Below are 18,878 nucleotides of genomic sequence, written 5' to 3'. Positions count from 1 at the left end.
CGCACCGAGGAACGCCATGAACGCCAGCATCCCCCTGCACGCCAAGCCCACCGCTGTCGCCACCCTGGCCGCTGCACCTGCGGCTGCCGGTGGCCAGCCCGAACGCCTCACCCTGCACGCCGCGGACGGCTATCCGCTGGCGGCGCTGCGCTACCGCAGCCACGGCCCGGAGCGGGCGCGCCTGATCGTGGCCGGCGCCACCGGCGTGCCGCAGGGCTTCTACCGCCGCTTCGCCGAGTACGCGGCCGCCCACGGCTACACCGTGCTGACGCTGGACTACCGCGGCATCGGCCTGTCCAAGCCGCAGACGCTGCGCGGCTTCCGCATGGACTACCTGGACTGGGGCCGGCTCGACCTGGCTGCGGCGGTGGAAGCCGTGGCCGCCAGCGACGGGGAGGGGCGCGGCGCCGGCCCGGGCCAGGCCATGCCGCTGTACATGGTGGGCCACTCCTACGGCGGCCACGCCTTCGGCCTGCTGCCCAACCACGACAAGGTCGACGGCTTGTACACCTTCGCCACCGGCGCCGGCTGGCACGGCTGGATGCCGCTGCTGGAGCGCGTGCGCGTGAAAGTCATGTGGAACATCGTCGGCCCGCTGCTCACGCGCTGGAAGGGCTGCCTGGCCTGGAGCAAGCTGGGCATGGGGGAGGACCTGCCGCTGGACGTGTACCGCCAGTGGAAGCACTGGTGCCGCTACCCGCACTATTTCTTCGACGACCCCGAGATGCGCCAGGTGGCGGCCGGCTACGACGCGGTGCGCGCGCCCATCATCGCGGTCAACGCGGTGGACGACCTGTGGGCGCCGCCCGACTCGCGCGACGCTTTCATGCGCGGCTACCGCAACGCGCCGTGGTTCGGCATCACCATCGACCCGGCCGCATCCGGCCTCGGCAAGATTGGCCACATGGGCTACTTCCGCCCGCAGGCGCAAGCGCTGTGGGGCGCCGCGCTGGACTGGTTCGACGGCATCGGCCGCGAACGTCCTCAGCCGCACCCGCCGGTTTAAATGAGTATCATTTGTATATGGCCAGGCTTTTTGATAGGATCGGCATCCCAATCCTCTTAAGCCGAGTCCGTTATGATGCAGATGAAGACGCATATGAAACCCGCCGCAGTGGCCCTGTTTTGCCTGTTCACCGCCGGCGTCGCTTCGGCTCAGCAGCAGGTGCTGAATTTATACTCCGCGCGGCATTACCAGACCGACCAGGCGCTGTACGACAATTTCACCAAGCAGACCGGCATCAAGATCAACCGCATTGAGGCGGGCGAGAACGAGCTGCTCGAGCGTATCAAGAACGAGGGCGCCAACAGCCCGGCCGACGTGCTGTTGACGGTGGACGCGGCGCGCCTGGCCAAGGCGGACGAGCTGAACCTGTTCGCGCCGCTCGCTTCCAGCGTGCTGACCTCGCGCATCCCGGCCCACCTGCGCACGGCCGACTGGGCTGCGTTCTCGACCCGCGCCCGCGTCATCGTCTACAACAAGAAGACCGTGAACGCCGCCGACGCGCAGAACTACCAGGACCTGGCCGATCCCAAGCTGAAGGGCAAGGTCTGCGTGCGCTCCGGTTCCCATCCGTATAACCTGTCGCTGGGCGCGGCCATGCTGGAACACCACGGCGAAGCCCGGACCGCCGAGTGGGCAAAAGGCATGGTGGCCAATTTCGCGCGCGCGCCCAAGGGCGGCGACACCGACCAGATCAAGGCCGTTGCGGCCGGCGAATGCGGCGTGGCGCTGGCCAATTCCTATTATGTGGCGCGCCTGATGCGCTCGGACAAGCCGGAAGACAAAAAGCTGATGGAAGCGGTGGCGGTGGTGTGGCCCAACCAGGGCGGCACCGGGACCCACGTCAACGTGTCCGGCGCCGGCGTGCTGAAGACGGCGCCGAACAAGGCCAACGCCGTCAAGTTCCTCGACTACCTGGCGTCCGATCAGGCCCAGCTCTATTTCGCCGACGGCAACAACGAGTGGCCGGTGGTGGCTGGCGTCAAGAGCGTCAATCCGGCGCTGGCGGCGCTGGGCACCTTCAAGGCCGACACCATCAACGTCGGCCTGCTGGCCCGGCACCAGGCCGCAGTACAGAAGATTTACGACCGCGCCGGCTGGCAATAAGCCGCCAGCCCCCAGCCTCAGCGCCGCCGGCTGCGGCGGATCTGCCAGGACAGCACCAGCAGCGGCAGCACGCCGACCGCCACGATCATCAGCGAGGCGGTCGACGCTTCGGCCAGGCGCTCGTCCGAGGCCAGCGTGTAGGCCTGGGTCGCCAGCGTGTCGAAATTGAACGGCCGCATCACCAGAGTGGCCGGCAGCTCCTTCATCACATCGACGAACACCAGCAGCGCGGCGGTCAGCATGCTGCCGCTGAGCAGGGGCAGGTGCACCCGGCGCAGCGTGGCCAGCTGGCTGTGGCCGAGCGAACGCGCGGCGTCGTCCATGCTGGCGGTAATCTGGCCAAGGCCGGCCTCCACCGTGCGCAGCGACACCGTCAGGAAGCGCACCAGGTAGGCGTACACCAGCGCCGCCACGCCGCCCGTCAGCAGCAGACCCGGATTGGCGCCGCCGGCCGCCTGCACCAGTTGCGCCAGCCAGTGGTCCAGCCGCGTGACGGGGATCAGCACGCCGACCGCGATCACCGAGCCGGGCACCGCGTAGCCGAGGCTGACGGTGCGGCTGGCCGCGCGCAGCAGCGGGTGGCGCGACAGGCGCCCGGCGTAGGCCAGCAGCACCGCCAGCAGCACCGCGATGCCGGCCGTCAGCGCGGCCAGCAGGAAGCTGTTGCGCGCCAGCTCGGTGAAGCGCGCGCCGAATTCGGCGTCGCCGCCGTTCAGCGCCATCTTCAGCAACACGCCGGCCGGCAGCAAAAAGCCCAGCGCCAACGGCAGCAGGCAGGCCAGCGCGGCTGCCGCGGCGGCGCCGCCGCGCAGGCGCTGGCCGGGCTGCGGCCGGTTGCGGCCGGTGGTGTTGTTGAAGCGGGCACGGCCGCGCGACCAGCGCTCCAGGGACAGCACCAGCGCCACCACGCCGAGCAGGGCGCCGGCCAGTTGCGCGGCGGCCACGCGGTCGCCCAGCGAGAACCAGGCGCGGTAGATGCCGGTCGTGAAGGTGGGCACGCCGAAATACGATACCGCGCCGTAGTCGGCCAGGGTTTCCATCAGCGCCAGCGTGGCGCCGGCGGCGACGGCCGGGCGCGCCAGCGGCAGCGAAATCCGGAAAAAGCTGCGCCATGGCCCGTAGCCCAGCGAGCGCCCCACTTCCAGCATGCCGCTGGCGCGCTCCAGGAAGGCGGCGCGCGCCAGCAGGTAGACGTAGGGGTACAGCACGAAGACGAACATCAGCGCCGCGCCGCCCACCGTGCGCACGTCGGGGAACCAGTAGTCCCCGGCCTGCCAGCCCAGCGCGGCGCGCAACCAGGTCTGCACCGGGCCGACGAATTGCAGCAGGTCGGTGTAGGTATAGGCCATCACATAGGCTGGCATGGCCAGCGGCAACACCAGCGCCCACTCGAACAGGGCCCGGCCGGGGAACTGGTGCATGCTGACCAGCCAGGCGGTGCCGACGCCGATCAGCACCGTGCCGAGTGCCACGCCGGCGCATAGCGCCAGGGTGTTGGCGATGTAGCTGGGCAGCACGGTGGCGGCCAAATGGGACCAGGTGTCCGAGCCGCCGCCGAACAGCAGGTTGGCGCCCACGCTGGCGATCGGCACAGCCACCAGCACGGCGACCGCCAGCGCCCACCAAGCCACAGCCGGCAGCGCAACCGGGAAATTGAAATGGGGCGTCTTGAGGCGCACGTCGCTCCTGCGGCTGTCAATTGAGGAAGGGAATTATAATGGACGCTGGCCAGCAATCCGTTCCGCCCATGCCCCTTCTCGACATTCAGCACATCTCCTGCGCCTTCGGCGACCACATGGTGGTCGACCGCCTGTCCTTCCAGCTGGCGCCCGGCCGCATCGCCTGCCTGCTGGGGCCCTCCGGCTGCGGCAAGACCACGGTGCTGCGCTGTGTCGCCGGCTTCGAGCCGCTCGGCGGCGGCCGCATCCTGCTGCGCGGCAGCGAGGTCAGCGGCCCGGGGCTGCACGTGGCGCCCGAGCGCCGCCAGATCGGCATGGTGTTCCAGGACTACGCGCTGTTTCCGCACTTGAACGTGGAGGACAATGTGGGCTTCGGGCTGCGCGGCGCGAGCCAGGCCGAGCGCGCCGACCGTGTGGCGCAGCTGCTCGCCACCGTGGGCCTGGCGGGGCGGGGCGGCCAGTACCCGCACGAGTTGTCGGGCGGACAGCAGCAACGCGTGGCGCTGGCGCGCGCGCTGGCGCCGCGTCCGCAACTGCTGCTGCTCGACGAGCCATTCTCCAGCCTGGACGTGGATCTGCGCGAGCGGCTGGCGCTGGAAGTGCGCAGCATCTTGCGGGCCGAGGGCGTGACCGCCATCCTGGTCACGCATGACCAGCACGAAGCGTTCGCCCTCGCCGACGAGATTGGCGTGATGCACGACGGCCGCATCGAGCAGTGGGACACGCCCTACAACCTCTACCACCGGCCGTGCAGCCGCTTCGTCGCCGATTTCGTCGGCCAGGGCGTGCTGCTGCCGGGGCGGATGCTGGCGGACGGGCGCATCGACATCGAGCTGGGAAGGCTGACGCCGCGCAGCATGGGGCAACCGGCCGCAGCGCCGGGGCAGTCCGTCAGCGTGCTGCTGCGCCCGGACGACGTGGTGCACGACGACGCCAGCCCGTTGCGCGCGGAGGTGGCGGCCAAGGCCTTCCGTGGCGCCGAATTCCTGTACACCCTCAAGCTGGCCAGCGGCACGCTGGTGCTGGCCCTGGTGCCCAGCCACCACAACCATGCAGTCGGCGAGCGCATCGGCATCGTGCTGGAAGTCGACCACGTGGTGGCGTTTCCCCAGGAGTGACGATGAGCAAACCCTTCCAGCCGGTACACGGCGCCATGCAGAGCTGGGTGGACGCTGGCATTTTGGCGGGAGTTTCCTGCGCGCTGCTGTCCGGCGCCGAGGTGGCGGACCGGCACTGCGCCGGCTGGGCCGACAAGGAGGCCGGCGTCGCGCTGCGCGAGGACCATCTGTTCCGCGTTTTCTCGAACACCAAGCTGGTCACCAGCGTGGCCGTGATGCAGCTGGTGGAGCGGGGCAGCTTGCGGCTGGACGAGCCGTTGGAAACGTATCTGCCCGCGCTGGGCCGGCGCCGCGTGCTGCGGCCCGGCGCCACGCGGCTGGACGACAGCGAACCGGCGCGCCGCGCCATCACCGCGCGCCACCTGCTGTGCCACAGTTCCGGCCTGAGCTACGGTTTCCTCGACCCCGGCAGCCTGATCTACCAGGCCTACAGCGCGCGCCGCGTGATGCACGCCGACAGTTCGCTGGAGGGGCTGATCGAATCGCTGGCGCCGCTGCCGCTGACCTTCCACCCGGGCGAGCAGTGGGAATATTCGATCGCCTCGGACGTGCTGGCGCGGCTGGTGGAAGTGGCCAGCGGCCAGCGCTTCGACCGCTACCTGGCGCAAGCGGTCTTCGCGCCGCTGGGCATGGTGGACACGTATTTCGTCATCCCGCCGGAAAAGCAGGACCGCCTGACCGCCTACTACGCCGGCGCCAGCCGGGGCGACCCCACCGTGCCCGGTTTGCGCCGCCTGGCCGGCTCGCCCTACCCGGGCGCCTACCTGGCGCCGGTGGCGCGCTACTCGGGCGGCGGCGGCCTGGTGTCCAGTCTGCCGGACATGGTGGCCCTGCTGCGCAGCCTGATGCCCGGTTCCGCGTCGGCGCTGCTGCGGCCGGACACGGTGGCCTCCATGATGAGCAACCAGCTGCCGGCCGGCGTCAGCATCGGTTTCCCCACCGTGGGCGCGGTGCCGGGCAAAGGCTACGGCCTGGGCGGCGCCGTCACGCTGCGTCCGGGCCTGGGTGATCCGCCGGACAGCGAAGGCGAATTCGAATGGGGCGGCATCGCCGGCACCCAGTGGTGGATCAACCCGCGCCACAACATCGCCGGTGTGCTGATGGCGCAGCGCCAGATGGGCTTCTGGAATCCCTACACCTTCGAGTTCAAGCGCTTGGCCTACCAGGCCTTGCTCTGAAATCCGCGCGCGCGGAGCACCGCAAGCCGCTGCCGGCGGCGCGGCTGTGCAACTAACCGGCCGGCAGTTGCAGTCCCGCCAGCGATCCACAGACGGCCAGTAACAGCGCCATGCGCGGTGCAGCGCGGGGCGCGAGCCATAGCAGCAGCGTGTGCGCCATGGCTGCGGCAAACAGCAGGCTGCACCACAGTACCGGTCCCAGGTGCCAGCCGGCGGCGGCGATGGCGGCGGCGAAGGAGCACGCCAGCGACAGCCATCCGGCCGACGCCAGCGCGTGCTGCCGCCCTCGCGGCGCGGCGGCGCGGCCGTACACGTCGGCATGGTGGCGGGCAATGGTCAGGCTGAGCGCGGCCAGGCCCGAATAGGCCAGCGCGGCGGCGCACAGCGAGGCGGCGGAGGCGGGGGAGAGGATGGCGCTCATGCGCTTGCTCCCCAGCCCCGCCGTCCGGCGTCCCCCCGGTATGCCAGCCTCCATGCGGCGTAGCCCAGCAGCGCGCCAAGCGCGGCCAGCACGGCGTCGAACAGCGGCATGATGCGCGGTGCGGTGGCGGCGTCCAGCAGCGGGATGGCGCACAGCAGCGCGGCCGCGCAGCCGAGCTGCCAGCGCCACATGCGCCGGCTGGGACTGATCTGCGCGCACACGGCGGCAGCGGCCCAGGCGCCGAAGAAGCACAGTACTTCCAGTTCCGCGCGGCCGGCCAGCCCGGCGGGCAGCAGGCGGTTGGACCACAGGCAGGCGCCGAACGCGAGCGGCAGGCCGGCGATGGCGCCCAGGTTCAGCGCGTCGACCAGGCGCAGGCCGAAGTGGCCGCTGTTGGCAGCCTTCGCCGCAGCGGCGTCGCGGCGGCGCTTCACGCCCCACAGCAGCGCGCCGGTGGCCACCATGGCGCAGCCGGCCAGCGAGCAGGCGAACAGCAGGGCGCGCAGCAGCGGGTCGGCGAAACGCCCCGCGTGCAGGCCGTACAGCGCGCGCCGCGTTTCCGAGGCGCCGGCGGCGCTGTAGTCTTCCTGCGCCAGCAGGCGGCCGTCGGCGCCGCTGAAGTACATGGCCGGTTCGGTGTTGGACAGCTGCGTGCCGCCGCTGCGCGCGATGGCCACCATGCTGTTTGCCTTGCCGGGATGCTGGATGTCGATGCGAGCCGGGCTTGCGCCGTGCCAGTGCATGCTGGCGCTGGCGAGCAGCGGCGCGAGCGGCACCATTGCCGCCGTCCCGCCGGGTGCTTGGACACGGTGGCGCGTGCCGGGGTAAGCCTCCGCCAGCCAGGTTTTCTGGTCCGCGCCGTACAGCGCTTGCTTCGGGAAGGGCATATACATGAACATCAGCGTGACCAGGCCGGTGTAGGTGATCACAAGATGGAAGGGCAGGGCCAGCACGGCCAGCGCGTTGTGCGCGTCGAGCCAGGAACGCTGGCCTTTGCGCGGGCGGAAGGTGAAGAAGTCGGCGAAGATGCGACGGTGCGTCACCACGCCGCTGAGGATGGCCACCAGCATGAGCATGGCGCACACGCCGACGATCCAGCGGCCCCATTCCTTGGGCATGTAATGCAGGTCGAAGTGCAGGCGGAAGAAGAAATCGCCACCCACCGTTTCGCGCGGTTTGGGCAGCGCGGCGCCGCTGGCTGGGTCGAGCAAGGCGGTTTGCGGGCGTTTGCCGGCGCTGTCGCTCCAGCTGATGACGGTGTAGGGATTGCGCGCGTCGGGCAGTTCGATGCTCCAGCGCGCAGCGCCGGGGGCCCGCTCTTGCAGGGCCCGCAGGGCGGTAGCGGCCATGGCCGCGTTGGTGGTTTGCGCCGCATCCGGAACGGCGGCGCGCAGCTCCGGGCGCATCCAGGCGGAGATCTCGTCGCGGTAGTAGGACGCGGTGCCGGACGCGAACACCAGCAGCAGCACCCAGCAAGCCAGCAGGCCGGTCCAGGCGTGCAGCCACGCCATGGCCTGGCGCACGCCTTGCCGTATGCCGGCGAAGCAGGCCATGGCGATCAGCGCGTAGCACAGGAAGGACAGCAGCGTGGCCGCGATGACGGCCTCCACCCGCGAGACCGGCAGCGTGCGCGCCAGCAGCGCCATGCCGGCCGCCGTCAGGGCATAGCCGCCGGCAACGGCCAGCACTGCGCGCAGCGCGACGCCGGCGATGCTGCCTGCGCCAGGACCGGACGGCGGCGCCCGCATCAGTAACTGCCCCGCACGGTCAGCATGACGGTGCGCGGCGGCCCGTAGTAGTAGCCGGGGCCGGACTCGCGCACCTTCTCGTAGTACACGCGGTCCAGCAGGTTGCTGATGTTGAGCTGCACGCTCACCGCCGGCGTCACGCGGTAGGTGGCGTGCGCCGCCAGCAGGGCATAGCCGCCCTGGCGCGCGAACGCGGCGCCGCTGCGGCTGGTGATCTCGCTTTGCAGGTTCACGCCGCCGCCCAGCGACAGCTGGCGCAGCTCGCCCGGCAAGGTATAGCTGGAGTACAGCCGCACCAGGTGCCTGGGCGTGGTGGTGCGCAGCGTGTTGCCGGTGTTGGCGGACGCGTCGCGCAGGTAGCGCGTGCTGGTGTACACGTAGCCGGCCGACACCTGCCACGACGGCAGCAGCTGGCCCGACGCCTCGGCCTCGAAGCCGCGGCTGCGCTGCTTGCCGTCCGCCACTTGGCAGTAGCCGCTCGGGTAATCCGGCAGGCAGGGGAAGGGGCCGCTCAGGTCGTCCACCGCCTTGCCGTTCTGTTCCAGCTGGTAGATGGCTAGGTTGGTATTGAGCTTGCGGTCGTGGTACTCGCCCTTCAGGCCCAGTTCGATATTGCGGCCGGTGATGGGCGGCAGCGCGCCGCCATTGGCGCCGAAGGCGCGCTGCGGCGTGAACACGTCGGCGTAGCTGCCGTACCAGCGCAGGTTGGGGCTGAGCTTGTACAGCGCGGCCAGGTAAGGCGTGAATTCGGCGTCCACGCTGTAGGCGTTGGCCACGGCGTCCGGGCGGTAGTCCCACCAGCTCATGCGCGCGCCCGTGATGACGGTCAGCGCGTCCGTCACGTTGAAGCGCGCGGTGGCGTAGGCGCCCTGCTGCGCGGTGACGTTCTTGATGTACTTGCCGGTGAAGGCGGGCATCACCGGTTCGGGTATCGCGTACGGGTCCCACTTGTAGGGATCGAGGCCGGTCATGGATGGCAGGCCGCTGAGCGTGACGCAGGAGCCGGCCACCGGCTGCGCGTTGTCGCGCGCGCCGTTCGCGCCCACCACCAGTTCATGCGTGCGGCCCAGGAACTGGAACGGGCCGCTGGCGTACAGGTCCCAGCTGGTCTGCTCGGCGGTGTAATCCTTCTCGCCGCATTTGCTGACCTGGTAGTTGATCTTGTTCGGGTCTTTTGCGTTGCGCGAGATCAGCGTCTGCACGTAGCCGTCGGCGCCGTCGCGGCGCTTCATGTTGATGAAGTACAGGCTGGCCTTGGCGCTCCAACCGTTGCCGAACTGGTGTTCCAGGCTGGTGAAGGCTTGCCGGTTTTCGCGGTTCCAGCGGTTCCAGGCCGCGCCCAGGTAGGTCTCGCGGGGGAAGTTCATCGGGCTGCCGTCCACGTTGGCCATCAGGTTGCCCCAGGCGCCGTTGGTGTCCAGCTGCGCATACTCCACGCCGCCGGTCCACACGGTGCGCGCGCCCAGGTCGGCTTCCAGCACGCCGTACACCACGCTCTTGTCCGAATAGCGCGCGCGCTGGAAATGGTGGCGCTTGTCGCGCACCGCCACGGCCCGGCCGCGCACGGTGCCTGCCGCGTTCAGCGCGCCGGACACGTCGCCCTCCACGCGCACCGTGTCCCAGCTGCCACCGGTCGCCGCCAGCGACACGGCCGGCGTGGCGCCGGGGCGCTTGCGCACCAGGTTGACGGCGCCGGACGGGCTGCCCGCGCCGCGCATCAGGCCGGCCGCACCGCGCAGTACTTCCACGTGGTCGAGCACCGCCGCGTCGGGCTGGATGTAGAAGCCGTTGCCGCTGCCGGGCGTGATAGCGGCGTTGCCGTCGAACTGCACCGAGGCGATCTCCTGGCCGCGCGCGAAGAAGCTCACGCGTTCCGAGTCGGTGTTGAAGACTTCGATGCCGGGCGTGGCGCGCATCATGTCGGGCAGATCGAGCAGCACCTGGTCTTCCAGCTGCTGGCGCGAGATGATGGTGACGCTGTGCGGCGTCTCGGCCACCGAGGCATTGGTCTTGCCCAGCGAGAGCGCGCCGGCGGTGTAGGAGCCGCTGCCTTCGGTCATGGGGCTGCGCGCGCCGACGATGGTGACGGCGGGCATGGTGTGCACTTCCGCAGCGCTGGCCGGGGCGGCAGGGGCGGCGGCGGGCGCCTGCTGGCGCACGGCGTACTGGCCTGCGCCCGTGCGCACCGCTTCCAGCCCGCTGCCGGCCAGCAGCAGCGCCAGCCCGCGTTCGGCGCTGTGGCTGCCCTGCAGGCCGGGGCTGTTCTTGCCGCGCGTGATGTCGCTGCCCGCCGCCAGCAGGATGCCGGATTCGCCGATGAAGCGGGTGAGGGCGGCCGCCAGCGGGCCGGGTGGAATGCTGTAAGGGCGCGCGGCGTCGGGGGCGGCCGGGGATTGTGCGGCAGCCTGCGCGGCGGCATGCGGTGCTGCGGCGGCAAAGGCCAGCGCCAGGGACAGGCTGATGGCGGTGCGGGTAAGCGTGTGGGACGGCATGGCAATCTTAGGTGAGCGGTTGATAGGGTGGCTTCACCTGATGAATCGAACGAGGATGGGAAAAGCGGAACCGCGCCGCGAAACTATTTTCTGCGCGGCCTCAGCGCGGCTCGATGGAGACCCACCACGGCAGCGTGCGGCGCACGCGCACCGGCAGCGCCGTCTCCAGCATGGCCAGCGCCTGGTCGGTGTCGCGCAGCGGGTAGGCGCCCAGCACGCGCAGCTGCGCCACTTCCGGCGCCACCGCGAGGCGGCCGTGGCGGTAGCGCCCCAGCTCGGCCGCCAGCTCCCCCAGCGTGATGTCGTCTGCCAGCAGCACGCCGCGCGTCCAGGCGTCGCGCGCGCCGCGGGCCGGCTGCGGCGCGCCCACGGCGGCGCTGTCGAGCTGCACCTGCTGGCCAGCCTGCAGCACGCGCGGCGCGCCGCGCAACGGCCGCGCTTCGACGGCGCCGTGGAACACGCCGAGGTAGGTGGCGGCCGGCGCCAGCCGCACGGTGAAGCGCGTGCCCAGCGCGCGCAGGCGGCCGTGCGGCGTGTCCACCACCAGCGGGCGCCGATCGCCGTGCGCGGTCTGTATCGACAGTTCGCCGCGCAGCAGGACGATGCGGCGCAGCGCGCCGTCGAAATGGACGCCGGCCGCGCTGGCGGTGTTGAGCCACAGGGTGCTGCCGTCGGCCAGCGCCAGCCGGCGGATTTCGCCGCTGCCGGTGCGGTGGCCGGCGCCGGCGGCAAGCAGCGAATCGTTTAGTTCGCCGAGTGCGCCGGTGCGCCACGCGCCCCAGCCCAGCAGGCCGCCGCCGGCCAGCAGCGCCAAGCCGGCCAGCACCTGGCGCCGCCCACGGCTGGCGGCGCGCGCCGCTTGCAGCGCGCTGGCGGCGGCCTGCTGCTGGCCCGCTGCCTGCACCGGCTCGAAGCGGCTGCTGATGCGTTCGACCATGGCCCAGGCCGCGCGCTGGGCGGTCCCTGAATCGAGCCAGCGCTGCCAGGCGGCGCGGTCCTGCGCGCCGGCCTCGGGCGAACGCAGCAGGGCGAACCAGGCGGCGGCCTGTTCGAGCACGTCGTGGGAGGGGACGCTGTTGTCCATCAGTGGGCCATCATTTCGCCATCATTGCGCCGCAGGACCGAAAGCCTGGCCGGCTTCCAGCAGCACGCAGTGCAGCATGGCTTGCGCCATGTATTTGCGCACCATGCGGTCGGACACGCCCAGTTCGGCGGCCACTTCCTTGTCCGTCATGCCGCAGGCCATGGCCAGCACGAAGGCGCGCGCAGCCTTGTCCGGCAGGCGCGCCAGCATGGCGTCGATTTCGCACAGCGCCTGGATCACCAGCGCGCTGTGCTCGGCCGAGCACATATGCTGTTCCGGCTGCGCCGCCAGCGTGTCCAGCCAGGCTTGCTCCACGGCGCGGCGGCGCCACAGGTCGGCGCACAGGCCGCGCGCCATGGTGCTCAGATAGGCGCGTGCGCCGGCGCCGCTGTCGAACTGGCGCGGCTTGGCCAGCAGGCGGACAAAGGCGTCGTGCGCCAGGTCGGCCGCATCGGCCGCGTCGCCCAGGCGCCGCTTCAGCAGCGCCACCAGCCAGCCGTGGTGCTCGCTGTACAGCAGGGCGACTGGCGGGGGCGGGGAGGCGGCCGGCATGGCGATCGGTCAGCGCATGCGGCGCTTAGTAGGCCACGCGCAGCTGCACGTAGGCCATGCGCGGCGCGCCCACCATGCGGCCCAGGTTGCCGTCCACGTTGCGGGTGTAGTAGCGCTTGTCGGCCAGGTTGTTTACGCCGGCCAGCACTTCATAGCCCGGCTTGTCCGCCATCTTCCAGTTCAGCTGCGCGTTCCACAGGCGGAAGCCCGGGATCCGGCCGACGCCGGCGTTGGCCGCTTCGGCCACGGTGTTGGCCGCGTCCGAGAACTGCTTGCCCTGGTGGGTGCTGGACAAATTCATGGTCCAGGCGCCGATGCGGTAGCGCGCGCCCACGGTGTCCGTGTTGCGCGAGTAGAACGGCACGTCCTTGCCGGCGGTGCTGCCCGATTCTTGGATCGCCTTGGTGTAGCTGTAGTTGGCGAACAGGTTCAGGCCGGCCAGCGCGCCGGCGTCGTCGAAGGTGTAGTCGACGGCGGTTTCCACGCCGTCGTGCTTGGTGGCGCCGATGTTCTGGAACACCGCCGGCGTGGAGCCGGGCACCTGGATGATCTGGTTGTCGAACTTCAGGCGGAAGGCGGTCAGCTCGGCGCTCATGGCGCCGGTTTTCCAGCGGGCGCCCAGTTCGGAAGTCTTGGCTTCTTCCGGCTTGAGCGGGTTGGCGGCGGTCTGCGAGTTGAGCTGGGTGTTCTGCACCGAACCGAAGGAGGTCTGGTAGTTGGCGAACACGGTCAGCGCGCGGTTGACCAGGTAGGCCACGTTCAGCGACGGCAGCGCCTTGTCGTTGTCGGTGACGAAGCTGCGCTTGGCGCTCACGTCCAGGCGGTCCGAGCTGATGCGCTCGAAGCGCACGCCCGGCGTCACGCGCCAGGCGCCGTAGGCGATGCGGTCATCGATGTAGAACGAGTGCGCGTCGGTGGCGTTGACAAAGGTGGAAGTGGCGCCGTTGGCGCCGCTGGCCACGGTCTGGATATAGTTGTTGTCGTCGCCGCGCTCGCGCAGGAAGCGGTAGCCCACGGTCAGGTCGTGCGTCAGGCCGGTGCCGATCGATTGCGCGATGCGCTGCGTGTAGCGCGGCTCGATGCCCAGCACCTGGTAGTTGCGCGGCTGGTAGGTGATCTGGGTCCTGGCCGCGTTGATCAGCGCGCTCTGGCGGAAGCTCTCGTTGTAGTAGGCCTTGACCTCGAATTCCCGGGTGGCCGACAGCGTGTTCAGGTAGCCCACGTCGGCGCTCTTGCGGTCGCCGTTCCAGAAGTCGGTGGGGCGGGTGTTCTGGAAGGGATTGGCGTTGTACTGCGCCACGGTGAGGCCGCCCGGGGTGTAGGACTTGACGTCGAAGTAGGACAGCTTGCCGTACACCTCGCTGTGCGCGTCGATCTTGTAGCGCAGCTTGAGCGCCACGTCGTTTACCTTCTCATCGCTGCCCTGGCGCCATTCGGTGCCGTCCATGCCGGAGTACAGCAGGGCCACGCCCAGGCCGTTGTCCAGCTGGGAGCCGACGAAGGCGCTGTACTGGGTGTTGTCGCCGCCTTCGCCGAAGTGGTTGTAGCGCACCGAGGCGTCGCCGCTCAGGCCGGGGGTGTCCGGCACCGCGCGGCTGCGGAAGTTGATGATGCCGCCCACGTTCTGCGGGCCGTAGCGCACCGCGCCGCCGCCGCGCACCACGTCCACCGATTCAATGTTGTTCAGGCTCACCGGCGCGAACGACAGCTGCGGCTGGCCGTACGGGGCCACCGCCAGCGGAATGCCGTCCAGCAGCACGGTGGAGCGCGGCGAATAGCGCCCGGTCAGGCCGCGCACGCCGATGTTCAGGGAGATGGTGCTGCCGGCGGTGCCGGAGTTGTCGCTGCTCTGCACGCCGGGAATGCGGCGCAGCACGTCGCCGATATTGGCCGCGCCGGTGTTGTCGATGTCTTCCTTCTGCAGCACGGTGCGCGCGCCGGCAAAGTTTTTCACGCTGTTCTGCAGGCCGGAACCGAGCCAGCTGCCGGTGATCTGGATGGTTTCGAGCGGCGCCGATTCGGTCGTGCCGGCTTGCTGCGCGTGGGCGGCCATCGACAGCGAAGCCGCAGCGGCGGCGATCAGGGAACGGCGGAAGGGGAGGGCGGAACAGGAAGAATTGGACATGGTGGAAGCCGGCACGAGCGCCAATAGTAAGCAAATAAATGAGAATGATAACACTTCTCATTTGCAAGTGCTGACTTCCAGTTACCGAAATCCGCCGCAGCGCGGCGGCCCGGGTTCAAAACCGCGCTTCGAGGACCTTCACCTGCCACGAGTTCTTGTTTTCGTTCAGCGTGGCGCACAGGATGCGCTTGCCGTCCGTCCTGACATTGACCAGGCCGTAAATCAGCCCGGCCACCACCTGCGTCCGGTCCAGCTTGCGCGTCACCGTGGTGGGGTTCAGGTCGCCCGCCTTGACCACCTTGGACTTGACCTGCACGCCGGCCAGCTGCGCGCCCTGCAGCGACTGCGGGCCGTCCGCGCCGGTCCAGCTCAGCTCGGACACCGTGCCCAGGTTCAGGCTGCGCGACAGCTCGGTGGAGTAGACCAGGGGCGTGACCAGGCGGTCGTCCTTGACCTCCTTGTGGCCGGCGAGGGCGCTGGCGGCCACGATCGACGGCCGGGGGTGGTCGTGCTGTTCGTTGTCGCCGGACGAGATCACCGTCACCGAGGCCTTCATTGCCTCCAGGAAGCGGTAGGACACGTCGTCGCTGCCGTGGTGGCAAGCCTTGGCGACGTCGCAGGCGAACTCGCCGTGGTGGTCCTGGTAGTCTTCCAGCAGGGCGCGCTGGCTGAAAGTGTTCAGGTCGCCGGTCAGCAGGATGCGCGCGTGGCCGTAGTCCAGCCGGAACAGCAGGCTGTTGCCGTTGGTGTTGTGGCTGGCGCTCGAGCCGTAGCTGCGCACCCCGGGCTGGCCGGCCACGTCGAACGCCACCGGCGCCAGCACATGCATGGCGACCGGACCGTCGTCCGGGCTGAATCCGGGCAGGTACTGGTCGGCGTGGCTGAGGCGGGTGATCGGCGTCGGCGCGCCATGTCCGGTCCTGGTCTCGCTCACCTTGCCCATCAGTTCGCCCCATTCGCCCTGCAGCGCGGGCTGCGCGTCTGCCACCAGGGCGGCCAGCACCTCGTCGCGGTCGCCCATCAGCTGGGTCAGGAAATCGCCGTCCGGCGTCTCGGTCACCGGGCCCAGCCAGCGGCCGCCGGCCGGCTTCTTCCACCACGCCACGCCGGCGTGGTAGAAGCCGTCCACCGTGACCTTGGCGGCGTCCAGCTCGGCGGTCTGCTTCACGTCCAGCAGGTCCGACAGGCCGCCGTAGTGGTCGGCGTCGTTGTGCGAGGCGACCATGGCGTCGAGGTGGATGGTGTCGGCGCCATAATCCCTGGCGAACTTCCAGTCGACGAAATCGGCCGCGTTCTTGCCGGTGGGCTGGCTGGCCCGCTTGTAGCCGCCGTCGATCATGATGTGGCGGTGGTCCGGCGTGCGCACCAGCACGCCGTCGCCCTGGCCCACGTCGATGAAGTAGACCTCCAGCAGCGACTGGTCGCCGACGGCGTCCTGCTCCACGTAGCCGGTGCGGCCGCGCGCGCGCACCTTGTGCCGGCCTTCTCCCCCGGCCGCCGCCTCCACGACCAGCAGGCGGTCGCCCCACAGCAGCTCGGTGATCAGTTCCTTGCCGACGGCTTCCCGGTACAGCGGACTGGTGTCCTTGGACAGATAGCGCACGTTCATGGCTTCACTCTCCTCCTGTTTAAATGCACAAAACATCGGCAACAGACTTGAGAAAAATCAAACACCCGAACGGAATCATAGAACCAAAAGTTGTCTATATTCTCACGAATAATCACTGTCACGAAAATGTCATCAGGCGGCGTCACGGCTGGGCCGCATAGTCGATGATGTGCCGGCTGCGCGGCTGGAGCGCGATTTCGTAGCGGCCGCCGCCCAGGCTGCGCACGGCGGCGTTGCCGGCGCGCGGCCGCTGCGCGCTGGCTATGCGCAGCACGCCCTGGCCGACAGCGCCGCCAGCTCGTAGAAACGCATGTAGGGCGTGGTGATTTTGGCCGCCTGGTCGCCCATCAGCAGGCGCTTGACGGCGGCTTCCTGCTGCGGGTCCAGGTAGCCCAGCATCAGCGCGAACATGTTCGGGTGGCGCGTGTCCAGGCGGTTGGGCTGGCCGTTCACGCGGCTGTGGATGAAGGCCTGCTGTTCCTTGTCCCAGAAGGCGGCCATGATTTTCGCCTTCAAGTCCGTGGCCAGCTGGCGGTAGCCGGCCGCCTTCTGCGGGTCGCCCGCGATGTCCGCGCTGGCGGCCATGGCCTCCAGGCTGCGCGCGAACAGCAGCTGGATCACGCTCAGTTCGCCGTCCTTCGGCATGTCGGCCCAGTCGACGAAGACCCAGTCGCCCGGCAGGCCTTCCAGCATGCCGCTGGCGTTCCTGCGCGCCAGCACGAAGTCCATCAGGCTGACCATGCGCGGGTAGATGCTTTTGACGAAATCCCGGTCGCCGCTGTACAGGTAGTAGTCCTGGATGCCGATGAACCAGTAAACACGTCCCAGATGCGGTTCAGTTCCGGGTCCGAACTGGAGAAGCGGCCGCGCCGGGTCAATGGCAGGTACTCGTACATCAGCGTCACGTCGCCGGCCGTCATGCCCGGGGCCAGCTGGATGTTCACGTAGCGCATGGCGCGCGAGCGGGCGGAGGTGAAGTCGCCCTCGTTGCCGGCCAGCGTGTAGTGGTCCAGCACCTCGCAGGTTTCGGGCGAGCGCGCCTCTTCCAGCGATTCGCCGTAGTAGAAGCTGACCTTGCCCTTGCCGCGCAGGTTCTTCAGCTTGACGAAGCCGATGGTCTCTGCGCCGAAATCGACCAGCATGGAGTGCGGCCCGCGTTCGATGCTGCTGGCCGGGATTTCTCGGGTGGGCAGCTGGAAGCGCGACGGCGGCGCCTCGGGCGAGTCCAGGTTCCAGCCGTCCGCCAGCAGCGCGCCGCTGCCTTCCGCGCCGGGATGCGGGCGGGCGCCCACCGCCCATGCGCCGTCCGAACGGATGGTCCGGCCCTGCGCGAGGATGGCGGCGGCGAGGCTTGGTTGTAGACCTGGATGTTGATGTGGTGCTTGCCGGCCGGGACGGTGATGCGCTGCTGGTCGCCCTGCACGAACTTGCCGTCGATGGTGACGGCGTGCCTGCCTTCGGCGTGCACCGCGATCTCCTCGGCGGCGTCCAGTTCCACCCGGCGCGCGAAGTGCATTTGCGGCTGGTGGCTGTACAGGCGCCAGAAGGGCAGGAAGTAGGCGACGCGCTCGGTGCGCGTGGCTTGCACCTGGTTGCTGAGCCAGATCTCGAAATCGCCGGGATACCAGATCCATTTCGCCCGCTCCTGGGCGGCGGCGATGTTGCAGAAAAGGAACAGCAGGAAGGCGAGGGCGGTGGCGCAAGGGCGTGGCGTCATGGTCTCGGGCTGGCTGGGGGCTGCCCGATGCGCGGGCCGCGCCGGCCGGATGTCCCGATGGGAACCGGCCGCGCGGCTATTGTACGGCTATCGCAACAGGATCGTTATCGATATCATGAAACGCTCATTGCGTTGAGCGGAGGCTTTACTCCAGGTTCTGGACCTGCTCGCGCATCTGTTCGATGAGCAGTTTCAGTTCCATCGAGGCGTCCGCCAGTTCCTTCACCGAGGCCTTGGCGCCCAGCGTGTTCGCTTCGCGGTTCAGTTCCTGCATCATGAAGTCCAGGCGCTTGCCGACCTGGCCGCCTTTTTTCAGGATGTGGCGGGTTTCGGTCAGGTGCGCCGACAGGCGCCCCAGTTCCTCGGCCACGTCGATGCGGATGCCGTACAGGATCACTTCCTGGCGGATGCGCTCCATCGCGTCCTGGCGCGACAGGCTGGTGTTGGAGCCCTGGCAGGCCAGGCCCAGCGCTTCCTGCATGCGCTCGACGGCTTTCTGCTGGAAGGCCGCCACCACCTGCGGGATCAGCGGCGTGATGCGTTTGACGATGGCTTCCATGGCTTCGATACGGGACACCAGCATCGCTTCCAGCGCCGCGCCTTCGCGCTGGCGGCTGGTGACGAAGGCGGCCACGGTGCGCGCGGTGAGCGCGGCCACGTCGGCCTGCAGGGTTTCCTGGCCGATCTGGGCTTCTTCCACCACGCCCGGCCAGCGCAGCAATTCGGCCACACTCATCACCGGGGCAGCGACGAAATGTTTGCCGACTTCGGCTTGCAAACGGGACAATTCTTCCAGCAGCGTGGTGTTCAGGGCGGTGGCGCCGGCGCCGGCGGCCTTGCGGCCAAAGCTCAGCCGCAGTTCCACCTTGCCTCGGGTGATGGCCGCCATGATGGCAGTGCGCAAATCGGGTTCCAGCGCGCGCAAATCGTCGTTTATTCGAAACTGCAAGTCAAGAAAACGCGAATTGACGCTCTTGATTTCTATTGTCAGTGTCCCGGCCGCGCTTTCGCTGGTGGCAACCGCGTAGCCTGTCATGCTGGAAAT

The 18,878-nt window shown here is 69.4% G+C and carries 16 protein-coding genes and 1 pseudogene; 5 read left to right on the top strand and 12 right to left on the bottom strand.

The annotated features are described in order from the left end of the window. The first annotated feature begins 16 nt into the window (after window positions 1-16). Together AC56DV_RS01590 and AC56DV_RS01585 are read left to right on the top strand one after the other, a co-directional pair. A complete protein-coding gene (locus tag AC56DV_RS01590; protein ID WP_496312557.1) occupies window positions 17-1,006 on the top strand; it encodes an alpha/beta hydrolase family protein in 990 nt (329 codons plus the stop codon). Window positions 1,007-1,099: 93 nt separating this feature from the next. After that, the gene (locus AC56DV_RS01585) at window positions 1,100-2,110 is read left to right on the top strand and encodes a Fe(3+) ABC transporter substrate-binding protein (RefSeq protein WP_496312556.1); all 1,011 of its coding nucleotides are present in this window, start codon (window positions 1,100-1,102) and stop codon (window positions 2,108-2,110) included. A 17-nt stretch (window positions 2,111-2,127) separates the two neighbouring features. On the opposite strand, the gene AC56DV_RS01580 is transcribed toward AC56DV_RS01585, so the two are convergent. Next, window positions 2,128-3,789 (bottom strand): ABC transporter permease, encoded by a 1,662-nt coding sequence (locus tag AC56DV_RS01580; RefSeq protein ID WP_496312555.1) that lies wholly within the window; start codon window positions 3,787-3,789, stop codon window positions 2,128-2,130. Window positions 3,790-3,857: 68 nt separating this feature from the next. On the opposite strand from AC56DV_RS01580, the gene AC56DV_RS01575 reads away from it, so the two are divergent. After that, on the top strand, window positions 3,858-4,907 hold the full coding sequence (locus tag AC56DV_RS01575) for an ABC transporter ATP-binding protein (protein ID WP_496312554.1): 1,050 nt from the start codon (window positions 3,858-3,860) through the stop codon (window positions 4,905-4,907). Between the two features lie 2 nt (window positions 4,908-4,909). Then, window positions 4,910-6,085 carry a serine hydrolase domain-containing protein gene (locus AC56DV_RS01570; protein ID WP_496312553.1) on the top strand — a complete coding sequence of 392 codons (1,176 nt, stop codon included), beginning with the start codon at window positions 4,910-4,912 and terminating at the stop codon, window positions 6,083-6,085. Between the two features lie 52 nt (window positions 6,086-6,137). Here the strand turns inward: AC56DV_RS01570 and AC56DV_RS01565 are convergent, their stop codons facing one another. From AC56DV_RS01565 to AC56DV_RS01520, 10 genes and pseudogenes are all read right to left on the bottom strand, one after another. Further along, on the bottom strand, window positions 6,138-6,506 hold the full coding sequence (locus AC56DV_RS01565; protein ID WP_496312552.1) for a DUF3325 domain-containing protein: 369 nt from the start codon (window positions 6,504-6,506) through the stop codon (window positions 6,138-6,140). After that, window positions 6,503-8,254, bottom strand: coding sequence for a PepSY-associated TM helix domain-containing protein (locus AC56DV_RS01560; RefSeq protein WP_496312551.1), 1,752 nt, complete (start codon window positions 8,252-8,254; stop codon window positions 6,503-6,505). Before AC56DV_RS01560 ends, AC56DV_RS01565 begins: the two co-directional genes overlap by 4 nt. Then, window positions 8,254-10,746, bottom strand: a complete 2,493-nt coding sequence (locus AC56DV_RS01555; RefSeq protein ID WP_496312550.1) for a TonB-dependent siderophore receptor — start codon at window positions 10,744-10,746, stop codon at window positions 8,254-8,256. The genes AC56DV_RS01560 and AC56DV_RS01555 overlap by 1 nt, the downstream gene beginning before the upstream one ends. Before the next feature lie 100 nt (window positions 10,747-10,846). Continuing rightward, the gene (locus tag AC56DV_RS01550) at window positions 10,847-11,830 is read right to left on the bottom strand and encodes a FecR domain-containing protein (protein WP_496312549.1); all 984 of its coding nucleotides are present in this window, start codon (window positions 11,828-11,830) and stop codon (window positions 10,847-10,849) included. Between the two features lie 21 nt (window positions 11,831-11,851). Next, complete coding sequence (locus AC56DV_RS01545) at window positions 11,852-12,382, bottom strand: sigma-70 family RNA polymerase sigma factor (protein ID WP_496312548.1); 531 nt, start codon at window positions 12,380-12,382, stop codon at window positions 11,852-11,854. A gap of 25 nt (window positions 12,383-12,407) precedes the next feature. Next, complete coding sequence (locus AC56DV_RS01540) at window positions 12,408-14,507, bottom strand: TonB-dependent receptor family protein (protein WP_496312547.1); 2,100 nt, start codon at window positions 14,505-14,507, stop codon at window positions 12,408-12,410. Window positions 14,508-14,622: 115 nt separating this feature from the next. Further along, on the bottom strand, window positions 14,623-16,116 hold the full coding sequence (locus AC56DV_RS01535; protein WP_496312546.1) for a ComEC/Rec2 family competence protein: 1,494 nt from the start codon (window positions 16,114-16,116) through the stop codon (window positions 14,623-14,625). Window positions 16,117-16,258: 142 nt separating this feature from the next. Then, window positions 16,259-16,390 (bottom strand): hypothetical protein, encoded by a 132-nt coding sequence (locus AC56DV_RS01530; protein ID WP_496312545.1) that lies wholly within the window; start codon window positions 16,388-16,390, stop codon window positions 16,259-16,261. Beyond that, window positions 16,378-16,902, bottom strand: coding sequence for an alpha-L-rhamnosidase-related protein (locus AC56DV_RS01525; protein WP_496312950.1), 525 nt, complete (start codon window positions 16,900-16,902; stop codon window positions 16,378-16,380). Before AC56DV_RS01525 ends, AC56DV_RS01530 begins: the two co-directional genes overlap by 13 nt. Continuing rightward, window positions 16,845-17,584 (bottom strand): annotated as a pseudogene (locus tag AC56DV_RS01520) (family 78 glycoside hydrolase catalytic domain). Before AC56DV_RS01520 ends, AC56DV_RS01525 begins: the two are co-directional and overlap by 58 nt. On the opposite strand from AC56DV_RS01520, the gene AC56DV_RS01515 reads away from it, so the two are divergent. Next, window positions 17,468-18,019 (top strand): hypothetical protein, encoded by a 552-nt coding sequence (locus AC56DV_RS01515; protein ID WP_496312960.1) that lies wholly within the window; start codon window positions 17,468-17,470, stop codon window positions 18,017-18,019. The pseudogene AC56DV_RS01520 and the gene AC56DV_RS01515 overlap by 117 nt on opposite strands. Here the strand turns inward: AC56DV_RS01515 and AC56DV_RS01510 are convergent. After that, on the bottom strand, window positions 17,979-18,869 hold the full coding sequence (locus AC56DV_RS01510) for a YicC/YloC family endoribonuclease (RefSeq protein WP_496312949.1): 891 nt from the start codon (window positions 18,867-18,869) through the stop codon (window positions 17,979-17,981). The two genes, AC56DV_RS01515 and AC56DV_RS01510, sit on opposite strands and share 41 nt — an antisense overlap. Between the last annotated feature and the right edge of the window lie 9 nt (window positions 18,870-18,878).

This window comes from Massilia sp. BGA-UO-ETr-WB1, assembly GCF_059567845.1.
Note: the sequence above shows the minus strand (reverse complement) of the source record. Positions and strands in the feature narration are given on the sequence as shown.